The organism is Buttiauxella sp. S19-1 (assembly GCF_022134725.1).
GTDB lineage: Bacteria > Pseudomonadota > Gammaproteobacteria > Enterobacterales > Enterobacteriaceae > Buttiauxella > Buttiauxella ferragutiae.
On sequence record NZ_JAHWLU010000143.1, the window covers coordinates 1 to 10,550 of the forward strand.

Here is a 10,550-nt window from a genome sequence, read left to right on the forward strand (position 1 = left end):
GACATATATAAATTATTAATATTTAGTAGTGCTAATGGAATATGCTATATCGGGATTGGTGTTTTTCACAACAATTGTTTTATATTATTTGGAGCTTTTAAGATTCTGGCGTTCCTGTATTTCAGTAAAATGAATGCGCAGGATGTCCTGCTTTGTGAATAGTGATTTAGTACGCCTTAAGTTATTGTTAATTAGCGATTAATTTTTGAGGTTATGTTTGTAATACATTGTTTTTATTTGTTTTATTTTTAATTTAATTTGTTTTTTGAATTATTTTTTGTGCAAAATAAATTCTCGCATTGAAATGAAAAAAAGTTCTTTTGAAATTATTTAATGCGAGAGTAGAATGCGTTTTAAACTCATGGACTGATATTATAGAGCGGCCACTGCATCGGTATTTCTGTTATACGGATTTTGCCGTATTCATGGCTTGAACGATAACCCGATGGACTATTCTCATGAGCAGCAATAAAAACGACGGTAGTATCGCACCTAAAGAGCGCATCAATATTCGTTATATCCCTAAAACTGATGGTCAGGCGGCCGAAGTTGAGTTGCCGCTTAATCTGCTGATCACTGGCAATCTGAAAGGTACTGCAGATGATACTCCGCTGGATGAGCGTCAGCCCGTTTCTATTAACAGGAATAATTTCAACGCTGTGCTAGAAAAGTCCGGAATCGAACGGAGTTTCATCGTTACTTCTGCGCTCAGCGAAATCCCTGATGCACAAATGAATGTCAGCCTGAAAGTGAAGTCGATAAGCGATCTTTCACCAGACAACGTTGCCGCGCAGGTTCCAGAAATGAAAAAACTACTGGAGCTACGTGAGGCGCTTGTTGCGCTGAAGGGGCCAATGGGCAATATCCCAGCTTTCCGCGCCCAGATTCAGGCTCTGCTGGATAACGAAGAAACCCGCGAACAGCTGATTGCGGAACTGGGCCTCGTTGGTCGGAAATAACTTTGTACAAGGATTTCAGTATGTCAGATACCTCATTACAAGAAGAACTCGCTTCGACCACGCCAACGGCTGCACCATCTCTGTTGGATGAAATTATGGCGCAGACCCGCTTTCAGCCAGCATCGGAGAGCTATGATGTTGCCCGTCAGGGCGTGACCGCGTTTATCGCTGCCTTGTTAGAGAGCAATACAGATGCGGAGCCTGTCGATATTCTGGCCGTGAATGCCATGATTGCTGATATTGATGCTCGTATGGGGCGTCAGATGGATCTTATTCTTCACGCTCCTGAGCTTCAGGAGCTGGAGTCGTTCCTGCGGTCACTTAAGTTACTGGTTGATCGTGCAGATACACGGGAAAACATCAAGATTCACGTGCTGCATGCCACCAAAGAAGAATTGCTGGATGATTTTGAATTTGCCCCTGAGATCACCCAATCTGGCTACTACAAGCATGTTTACTCAAGTGGTTTTGGCCAGTTTGGCGGTGAACCAGTAGCCGCCGTTATCGGTAACTACGCATTTGATAACACCGCGGCAGATATGAAGCTGCTGAAATATATCAGTGCAGTAAGTGCGATGGCTCATGCCCCATTCTTGTCAGCAGTATCTCCTGAATTCTTCGGGCTAGATTCGTACACGGAATTGCCGGGTATGAAGGATGTGTCCGCTATTTTTGAAGGCCCGGCATATACAAAATGGCGTGCCCTGCGCGAATCGGAAGATTCCCGTTATCTGGGGCTGACAGCACCTCGCTGTCTGTTGCGCCATCCGTATGCACCAGATGAAAACCCGGTGAAAAGCTTTAACTATCGGGAAAACGTCAGCCGTAACCATGAGGATTACCTGTGGGGTAACACAGCGTTCTTACTGGCGGCTAATATGGCTGAAAGTTTCATGTTGAGCAGATGGTGCCCAAATATCGTCGGTCCACAGAGTGGCGGAGCGGTGAAAGATTTGCCGGTGCACCTGTATGAATCGATGGGACAACTTCAGGCTAAAATTCCGACCGAAATACTTATTACTGACCGCCGTGAATATGAGCTGGCAGAAGAGGGATTCATCTCTCTGACCATGCGTAAGGGCAGTGATAACGCGGCATTTTTCTCAGCTAACTCGGTACAAAAACCTAAAACCTTCCCAAATACACCGGAAGGTAAGGCGGCTGAAACGAATTACAAACTGGGTTCACAACTTCCCTACCTGTTCATCATCACGCGTCTTGCTCATTACATCAAAGTGCTGCAACGCGAGCAGATTGGTTCATGGAAAGAGCGTGGCGATCTTGAGCGTGAGCTGAATACCTGGATTCGTCAGTATGTGGCGGATCAGGAGAACCCACCTTCTGAGGTTCGCAGTCGCAAACCTCTGCGCCAGGCGAAGGTTGAGGTATTGGATGTAGAAGGCGAACCAGGCTGGTACCAGGTTGCCCTCTCTGTACGTCCGCATTTCAAGTTCATGGGCGCCAGCTTTGACTTATCCCTGGTGGGTCGTCTGGATAGGGAATAACTATGATGAAGGAGCGGGTGTTCGGGGGCAGTCTGTTTGAACGCATCCAGGAGGCGGTGGATCTGCCTGTACGCAGGAAACCGAAAGAAGCGTTGCTGCGCTCTGTTCGGAGCAATCTGCAGAATGTACTCAACACCCGTTCCGGTAGCTGTTATGGGTCACCGGAGCTAGGTATCACCGATTTAGATGATGATGCCCTGGTCTCCAGTGATTTCAGAAGCGAAATAATAAAAGCCATCAGGAACTGTATGTTGCGCTACGAACCTCGAATGTCTGATGTGGTGGTAACGGCAATTGCAGAGGATGGGTATTCGCCATTGGAACTGTGTTTCCATATTGTGGCGTACATGAATTTCAGCGAAAGCAGGGATGTTCTGGAGTTTGATATCCTGCTGGATAACCGCCAGCACTGGTGTGTGGAGTAGAAATGGCTTTCGAAGAACGCTACTACCGGGAGGAGCTGGATTACTTGCGTCAGCTCGGCAAACTACTCGCGCAAGAAAAACCTTACCTGGCCCGTTTTCTGGCTGAAAAGGAAGGAGATCCAGATGTCGAGCGCCTGATGGAGGCGTTTGCTTTCCTTTCTGGCGGTCTGCGTCAGAAGCTGGAAGATGAATTTCCTGAATTCACACATGGGCTGATTAATATGCTGTGGCCTAATTACCTGCGCCCAGTTCCGTCCATGACAGTCATTGAATATCAGCCCAAAAAAGAGTTACTAACCGCGGTTGAAGTAAGCCGGAACGAATTGGTAAGAACCGATACAGGTAGCGGCTCACAGTCTCTCGCCCCTGGAGGGCTGACCGATGACGAGAAAGCGGCGCCTCCAGCCTGCTATTTTACTCTTGCACGCAATACTTGGTTGCAACCCCTGTATATCCGGGATGTACGCAATGTCAGTAGCTTGAAAGAGGGGGTCATTGAGGTTGATTTCTTCACTGAAGGGAATGTTCCATCTCGCTCTCTGGATATGAATAAACTGACCTTCTGGCTGGGTAACGAGGATGATTACACTCGTCACCAACTTTATCTGTGGTTCAGTGAGCGGTTGATGGATGCTGAACTGGTTTCCGGGTCACATCGTTTCGCATTACCGGAACTGTGGCTGGATGCTGCCGGATTTGAACGGGACGATGCGTTACTACCCTGGCCAAAAAATGTTCATACCGGTTACCGTGTACTCCAGGAATACTTCTGCTATCCGGAGAGTTTTTTCTTCTTTCGCATGCGTGACGCAGCACCGTTACCGGAAGATTTTCCGGTTCAAACCTTCACGCTGCGCCTGCATTTTAACCAGCCGTTGCCTGTGGACATAAAACTGCGAAAGGATTCTTTGCGTCCGTACTGTACGCCAGCGGTAAACCTGTTTGCTTACCATGCCGAACCTGTCAGTCCAGACAGCAGCACACCGCAGTACCCTCTGCGCGCGAGCCATCAGCATCCGGAAGCCTATGATATCTTTCGAGTGAAATCTGTATCCAGCAAGGTGAGCAGTTCATCTGACGGTAAACCCTTCCGCCTCTGGCCTGAATTTGAAGGCTTTCAGCATCAAATAGAATACAGCCGTCAGCGCGAAGTCGTTTACTGGCACCACCGGACAAAAACCTCGTTGTTCCATCGTGGTCTGGAACATTCCATAGCCTTTGTACATGCAGATGGCAGCCAGCCAGACCACTCCGGACTGAACGATGAAGTCATCACCGCCTCACTGGTCTGTACCAACCGGATGCTACCTGCGTCGCTACATACTGGTGATATCAGTGTTGCGGTTGACAAAAATTCGTCGGTAGCATCCTTCAGCAATGTTACCCGTCCGACCCGTCCATTGTACCCCGTCACAGATGGCGACATGCACTGGTCGCTGATTTCCTGTATGAACCTGAACTACCTATCTCTACTCGACAGAGACGCGCTGATCCAGGTAATGCGTACATTCGACCTGCCGGGGATCCACCACCCGCAGCAAGCAATGCTCTCACGCCAAAAACTGGATGCCATTGAAAAACTTGATACCCACCCAGTTGACCGCTTGTTTAAAGGGGTACCAGTACGTGGATTATCCACCACGCTGTGGATCGACCCCACTCCCTTTGTCTGCGAGGGTGAGATCTATCTGCTGGGAACCGTGCTGTCGCACTTCTTCGCCCTGTATGCCAGCATCAATTCATTTCACTGTCTGAAAATCATCAATACGGAAAGTCAGGAGGCCTGGGAATGGCAACATACCGGTCAGCACGCCCTGATGTAGGGAAACGGGGCTCATTCCCGACCGATGTGCGCGGGATGAATTTTTATGTCCTGATGGATGCGCTGTACCGTCTGTATGGAGATTCAGGCGAGGAGCCTTCTTTGCGCACGGAACCCAGCCGGGAAGTGGCACTGTTCAAATCAGACGCCGGCATCGCCTTTCCGGTAAGTGACTTGACTACGCTTGGGCGCAACGATACTGGCCAGTTCTCTCTGACCACAACGTTTCTTGGTTTCTCAGGTAGCCAGTCCCCTTTACCGGGTTATTACCTGGATAAGATGGCCCGGGAAGATGCGCAGCATGAAGAAGGGCTGAAAGCATTTCTCGATCTGTTCAGTCACCGCTGGACACAGTTTGCTTACCACGCCTGGCGCAAGTACCGCTATTACATCTGTTTTCGCAATGGTGGTACGGACATTTTCTCGCAGCGTATGTATGCCCTGGTGGGGTTAGGTAATCAGAGCGTGCGTGGCAAGCTCGCTATCAACCATAGCAAGATGTTGGCTTATGCCGGAGTGCTGGCGACACCAGGCCGTTCGCCGGATGTGGTATGCAATTTGGTATCCCATTGTTTTGATCTGCCGGATGTCACCATTGAAAGCTGGCAGTTGCGTAAAGTACCGATTGAACCATCACAGCAGAACCGTCTGGGTGTCCGCAATTCGAAGAAGAAAACTGCCGGGTATATCCCCGGACGCTCTGTGATTGGCGTTAATTTTACCCTCGGTTCGCGAGTGCCAGATCGCAGTGGAAAATTCTTGCTAAAGATTGGCGGTTTATCGATGACTCGTTATCTGTCTTTTTTACCAGGCGGTGATAACCATCAGGCGCTAACGGTATTTATTTCCTTTCTTCTGCGAGATCAGTTTTCCTGGGATTTACGGCTAGATCTTGCACCAGAACAGGCCCAGGGAATGCGACTGGGTGACTGTGCCCGCTCCTGTATTGGCCGTACTGCGTTTATTGGTCTGCCGAAAACACCGCCTTCTGTCACCCTCCACATCAGGGAATAATTTTATGGAGCAGTATATGGCTGAGGAAATACCACAGTCTTCCGCATTATCACTGACGTTACAGGTGATGAACGGCAACGAACTGGAAAGTGGACGTGCCGCAAAATGCCTTTTTTCCGCCGGAGGTGGGGATATTGGTCATACGCAGGCATGTCACTGGCCGATACAGGACCGGGCTGGTTCGGTTGCAGGCCGTGCCTGCCAGGTCGTCCTGCATGATGGCACATTCTGTTTACGCAATCTGACACCCGGATTGATGATTAATCAAGCTTCAGTATCGGTAGACACTGGGCTGGTGCGTTTGTGTCAGGGCGATGAGATTGGCTTGGGCGCACTGGTATTGAAAGTGTTTATTCACGAAGGGAAGCTGGTGAGTTATGGCGAACAGATGGCCGCGCCCGAAACGATAGTGACAAACCGTGATCGACTAGCTGATGCCCTGCTGACCACTGACGGCCAGCCTGCATATCCAGGAATGCCTCACCGCCATCAACTTGCGGACACGGTTGTAAATGGTTTTTCCACCGACCCATTGCAGGTGCTTCAGGCCGAAAACCTGACCACTGCAGGCGATCTGCTTTCTGGTATGGGGCGCGGTAGGTCTTCCGCCCAGTTGTCCGATCCTGCCAATAATAGTGGGATCGATATTCCTTTTATGGATCTTCCTCCTATGTATGCCGATGCACGTGACAATCGTGACACTAATGAGAATACCGATTCGCCTGCTCAGATGGCGCAGCGCCACCTTGCCGTTACCCCGCTTCTCCGCGGGTTGGGTAGCTCACTTGCCGTACGTAACTCTCAGGATGCGGACGATTTTCTCGAAGAAGCAGGGCGTTCATTACAGGCAGCAATAAAGGGCTTGCTCGACCTACAACAACGGCAAAGTAGCCTGTCAGACAAACATCTGCGTCCCCTGGAAGATAACCCCCTACGCCTGAATCTGGATTATTCCACTGCTGTGGATGTGATGTTTGCCGAAGGCAAAAGCCCGGTACATCTTGCGGCCCCTGCGGCCATTGCTGAGAGTTTGCGTAACATTCGCCATCATGACGAAGCAAACAAGGCAGCCATCAATGAAGCATTACACGTGATGCTGGAGGCTTTCTCTCCGCAGAGTTTGATGCGTCGCTTTATTCAATACCGTTGCAGCCATGAACTGCGTCAACAACTTGATGATGCAGGTTCCTGGCAGATGTACAGCCATTATTACGACGAACTGGCTTCAGATCGCCAGCAGGGTTTTTCCATGTTGTTCAACGAAGTATACGCCCAGGTCTATGACCGGGTGCTGCGTGAGAAACAGCGGGAGCCTGAAGAGTGAAAGGACGCGTTTTCTGCATCTGGATAACGTTGCTTGCCGCAACCCTGAGTGGTTGCGAGACAGCGAAAAAAATTGGTCAGGTGATCAGCGACCCGAGTGTTCAGGTTGGAAAGCGGGCAGAGCAGCCGTCGGAAATCACGATTACCCTGCTAACTGAACCGGACACCAATACCAACGTAGATGGTGAAGCCGCTCCAGTGGATGTGCAACTGGTTTACATGAGCGATGACTCAAAATTACAGGCTGCGGATTATGACCAGATTGCCAGAACCGCGTTACCGGACGTGATTGGGAAAAATTATATCGATCACCAGGATTTCAGCTTATTGCCTGACTCTATGAAAACCCTGCCACCAGTGAAACTGGATGAAAAAACACAGTTTATTGGTGTCATTGCCTATTTTTCTGACGATCAGACCACTGAATGGAAACAAATCGAACCAGTGGAAGGCGCGGGTCACCATGAGTATCGCCTGCTGGTACATGTACGGCAGAACAGCATCGAAATGAAAAAAGAGGAAAACTGATAATGGCGACCATGAAAAATAAAGTGATCTGGCAGGAAGGTTTGTTCGCCGTGCCTCAGCATTTTCAGCAACAGCAGCGTAACCATGAATACCTGCTGAACCAGCGTATCAATGCCCGGGATGATTTCGCCTGGGGGTTTACTGAGCTGTCACTCAATACAGAGCTCCTCGCGCAGGGGAAAATTATGCTTTCCAGTGCGACTGGCTGTATGCCTGATGGCACGGTGTTCAGTATTCCTGAGCAGGATCATCTTCCCGTGCCTTTTCAACCCATCGATATGTCCGCTCCAGGAAGCCATGATATTTATCTGGCGATACCGGTGATCAGCGATATTATCTGCGAAATTAAGGGGCATCAGAGTACCGGGAACGGAACGGAGCGTTACAGCTTAACCCGTGCCGATGTCCGTGATTTACACTCCGATGGTGGCGACGTACAGCAGATCGAACTGGGAATGCTAGTACCGAAAATTGTCAGCGGCGCGGACGATCTCAGTGCCATGGTGACATTGCCGCTATGCCGTATCCGGAGCCTGCAACCCAATGGTGCACTGGTGCTGGATGACAGTTTTATTCCTACCTGTCAGGCCATTAGGGTCAGCTCGGTGCTGAGTGCATTTGCTGGTGATGTGCAGGGCCTTATCAGCAATCGTGCCAGCGAACTGGCGAAACGTATCGGCTCCCCTGAGCAAAGCGGTATTGCTGATGTTGCGGAATTTATGATGTTGCAGATGCTCAATCGCAGTCAGATGCACTTCAATCACCGCTCGCACTTACATACTTTGCACCCCGAAAGTTTTTATCTGGATCTGGTCCGGCTACTGGGTGAGTTGATGACGTTTACTGAAAACAGCCGTCAACCCTGTAGTGTGGAGGTTTACATTCATCGCGACCTCACTATGTCGTTTAAAACGGTGATACCGGAACTGCGCCGTGCGCTTAACACTGTGCTGATGCCACGTGCGCAGAACCTGCCATTGAGCTTCTCGGATGGTGTCTATCTCGCTACTGTAAACGATCCGGCACTGCTGCAATCCGGCTCCTTTGTACTGGCGGTCCGCGCACGTATGCCGAGCAACCAGATTATCCTCCAGTTTACTCAGCAGTCCAAAATCGCCGCTACTGACAAGATTCGCAATGTGGTCAGTGTGCAGGTACCGGGTGTGCCGCTGCGTACACTGACCGCTGCCCCGCGCCAGCTTCCGTATCACGACGGGTATGTTTACTTCGAACTGGAAAAAGGTTCTTCGGCCTGGCAGGACGTGGTGAAAGCCGGTGCGCTGGCACTGCATATTTCCGGTAATTTCCCGGAACTAGACATGCAGCTGTGGGCGATAAGAGGCTAAGTCTATGAGCGAACAGTCCGTTCTTCTATCCGACAAAAATGACCCTCTGCTCACCGTGGGATCCCCCGGGCAGAGCAGAATGGTTTCACCTGAAGGTGGAGAAGAAATATCTCTGCGCCATTACCGTCTCGTCCTGCGTGGTAGCAGCCTGAACCCAATGATTGACGCTGCTACTCCGATGCTGGGGATGGTCATGCGCGTCACTGGGATGAACAGCCATGCCATGCCGGAACATCTATTTCCTCAGGTGGTGACGGATGTGCAGGCAATAGAGCAGTTGCTCCAGGAGCAGGGTTACGAACCTGGCGCTATCGTTTCATTTCGCTACATCCTCTGCACCTTTATAGACGAGGTGGCGCTAGGTAATGGTTGGTCGAACAAGAATGAGTGGATCAAACAATCTTTACTGGTGCATTTCCATAATGAAGCGTGGGGCGGTGAGAAAGTCTTTATTTTGCTCGAGCGACTGATGCGCGAACCAAAACGCTACCAGGACTTACTGGAGTTCTTATATCTGTGTTTTTCTCTGGGTTTTCGTGGGCGCTACAAAGTTGCGGTACAGGATTCTGGGGAATTTGAGCTGATTTACCGCCGTCTGCACCATGCTTTGCATGGGCTGCGTGGCGATGCGCCGTTCCCGCTGCTGCATCAGGATAATAAAACACAGGGCGGGCGTTATCAGTTAATCAAGCGGCTGACCATTAAACATGTGCTGCTCGGTGGTTTTACTGTGTTGGTTCTGTTTTTCCTATTTTACCTGCTGCGCCTGGATAACCAGACACAGGACATTCTCCACCAGTTAAACCGGCTGCTCGCCAGGTAAGGACACCTATGATCCAGATTGATTTATCAACGTTGGTAAAACGCCTTAACCTCTTTTCCAGGCAGGCGTTAGAGACGGCTGCATCGGAATGCATGAGCCAGCAAGCAGTGGAGATTACTGTTAGCCACATATTAATACAGATGCTTGCCATTCCTCGTAGCGACCTGCGGGTGATCACCGAACATGCCGAGATCCGGTTGGATGAACTACGCCAGGCACTGACAGTGGAAAATTATGCCAGCTCCCGTTCAACAGACAGTTACCCATCTTTTTCACCGATGCTGGTTGAATGGCTGAAAGAGGCCTGGCTACTGGCGTCTGCACAAATGCAACAGAGCGAATTGCGTGGCGGTGTGCTGCTGCTAGCCCTGTTACATTCACCGTTGCGTTATTTACCTCCCGCTGCAGCTCGTCTGTTGAGCGGTATTAACCGTGACCGTTTGCAACAGGATTTTGCACAGTGGACGCAGGAATCAGCGGAAACAGTGCTATTGAATGCAGAGGGACTGGCCGTCAATACAGCAGCAGATACAGGTGACAGCTTACTTGCCCGCTATGCGAAGAACATGACCGAAGATGCCCGTCAGGGGCGACTTGATCCGGTATTGTGCCGCGATAACGAAATAGACCTGATGATCGATATTCTCTGCCGTCGCCGTAAGAACAACCCAGTGGTAGTGGGGGAGGCGGGCGTGGGTAAAAGTGCACTAATTGAAGGACTGGCGTTACGCGTTGTCGCAAGCCAAGTACCGGATAAGCTACGCGATACCGATATCATGACCCTGGATTTAGGTGCACTTCAGGC

9 protein-coding genes and 1 pseudogene are annotated in these 10,550 nt (G+C 50.2%); all 10 read left to right on the forward strand.

The features are described 5' to 3' along the window. The first annotated feature begins 458 nt into the window (after nt 1-458). Nucleotides 459-959 carry a type VI secretion system contractile sheath small subunit gene (gene tssB, locus MES37_RS21595; protein WP_064540008.1) on the forward strand — a complete coding sequence of 167 codons (501 nt, stop codon included), beginning with the start codon at nt 459-461 and terminating at the stop codon, nt 957-959. A 20-nt stretch (nt 960-979) separates the two neighbouring features. Continuing rightward, nucleotides 980-2,464 carry a type VI secretion system contractile sheath large subunit gene (gene tssC, locus MES37_RS21600; RefSeq protein WP_064540005.1) on the forward strand — a complete coding sequence of 495 codons (1,485 nt, stop codon included), beginning with the start codon at nt 980-982 and terminating at the stop codon, nt 2,462-2,464. A gap of 2 nt (nt 2,465-2,466) precedes the next feature. Then, complete coding sequence (gene tssE, locus MES37_RS21605; protein WP_416135270.1) at nt 2,467-2,889, forward strand: type VI secretion system baseplate subunit TssE; 423 nt, start codon at nt 2,467-2,469, stop codon at nt 2,887-2,889. A 2-nt stretch (nt 2,890-2,891) separates the two neighbouring features. Next, entirely contained in the window at nt 2,892-4,712 is a 1,821-nt protein-coding gene (tssF, locus tag MES37_RS21610) for a type VI secretion system baseplate subunit TssF (protein WP_064540003.1), read from the forward strand. After that, the gene (gene tssG, locus MES37_RS21615) at nt 4,679-5,725 is read left to right on the forward strand and encodes a type VI secretion system baseplate subunit TssG (protein ID WP_064540001.1); all 1,047 of its coding nucleotides are present in this window, start codon (nt 4,679-4,681) and stop codon (nt 5,723-5,725) included. Before tssF ends, tssG begins: the two co-directional genes overlap by 34 nt. Before the next feature lie 28 nt (nt 5,726-5,753). Beyond that, on the forward strand, nt 5,754-7,049 hold the full coding sequence (tagH, locus tag MES37_RS21620) for a type VI secretion system-associated FHA domain protein TagH (RefSeq protein ID WP_370919136.1): 1,296 nt from the start codon (nt 5,754-5,756) through the stop codon (nt 7,047-7,049). Between the two features lie 17 nt (nt 7,050-7,066). Continuing rightward, on the forward strand, nt 7,067-7,576 hold the full coding sequence (tssJ, locus tag MES37_RS21625) for a type VI secretion system lipoprotein TssJ (protein WP_121815691.1): 510 nt from the start codon (nt 7,067-7,069) through the stop codon (nt 7,574-7,576). A gap of 2 nt (nt 7,577-7,578) precedes the next feature. Beyond that, the gene (gene tssK, locus MES37_RS21630) at nt 7,579-8,922 is read left to right on the forward strand and encodes a type VI secretion system baseplate subunit TssK (RefSeq protein ID WP_064556633.1); all 1,344 of its coding nucleotides are present in this window, start codon (nt 7,579-7,581) and stop codon (nt 8,920-8,922) included. Between the two features lie 79 nt (nt 8,923-9,001). Next, the gene (icmH, locus tag MES37_RS21635; protein WP_121815690.1) at nt 9,002-9,745 is read left to right on the forward strand and encodes a type IVB secretion system protein IcmH/DotU; all 744 of its coding nucleotides are present in this window, start codon (nt 9,002-9,004) and stop codon (nt 9,743-9,745) included. An 8-nt stretch (nt 9,746-9,753) separates the two neighbouring features. Then, a pseudogene (locus tag MES37_RS21640) lies at nt 9,754-10,550 on the forward strand (type VI secretion system ATPase TssH); the annotation flags it as partial.

What these genes read in the sequence shown, in the direction of transcription:
- tssC (WP_064540005.1), top strand. Translation starts at nt 980, where the DNA reads ATGTCAGATACCTCATTACAAGAAGAACTCGCTTCGACCACGCCAACG.
- tssF (WP_064540003.1), top strand. Translation starts at nt 2,892, where the DNA reads ATGGCTTTCGAAGAACGCTACTACCGGGAGGAGCTGGATTACTTGCGT.
- icmH (WP_121815690.1), top strand. Translation starts at nt 9,002, where the DNA reads ATGGTTTCACCTGAAGGTGGAGAAGAAATATCTCTGCGCCATTACCGT.
- tssE (WP_416135270.1), top strand. Translation starts at nt 2,467, where the DNA reads ATGATGAAGGAGCGGGTGTTCGGGGGCAGTCTGTTTGAACGCATCCAG.
- tssB (WP_064540008.1), top strand. Translation starts at nt 459, where the DNA reads ATGAGCAGCAATAAAAACGACGGTAGTATCGCACCTAAAGAGCGCATC.
- tssK (WP_064556633.1), top strand. Translation starts at nt 7,579, where the DNA reads ATGGCGACCATGAAAAATAAAGTGATCTGGCAGGAAGGTTTGTTCGCC.
- tssG (WP_064540001.1), top strand. Translation starts at nt 4,679, where the DNA reads ATGGCAACATACCGGTCAGCACGCCCTGATGTAGGGAAACGGGGCTCA.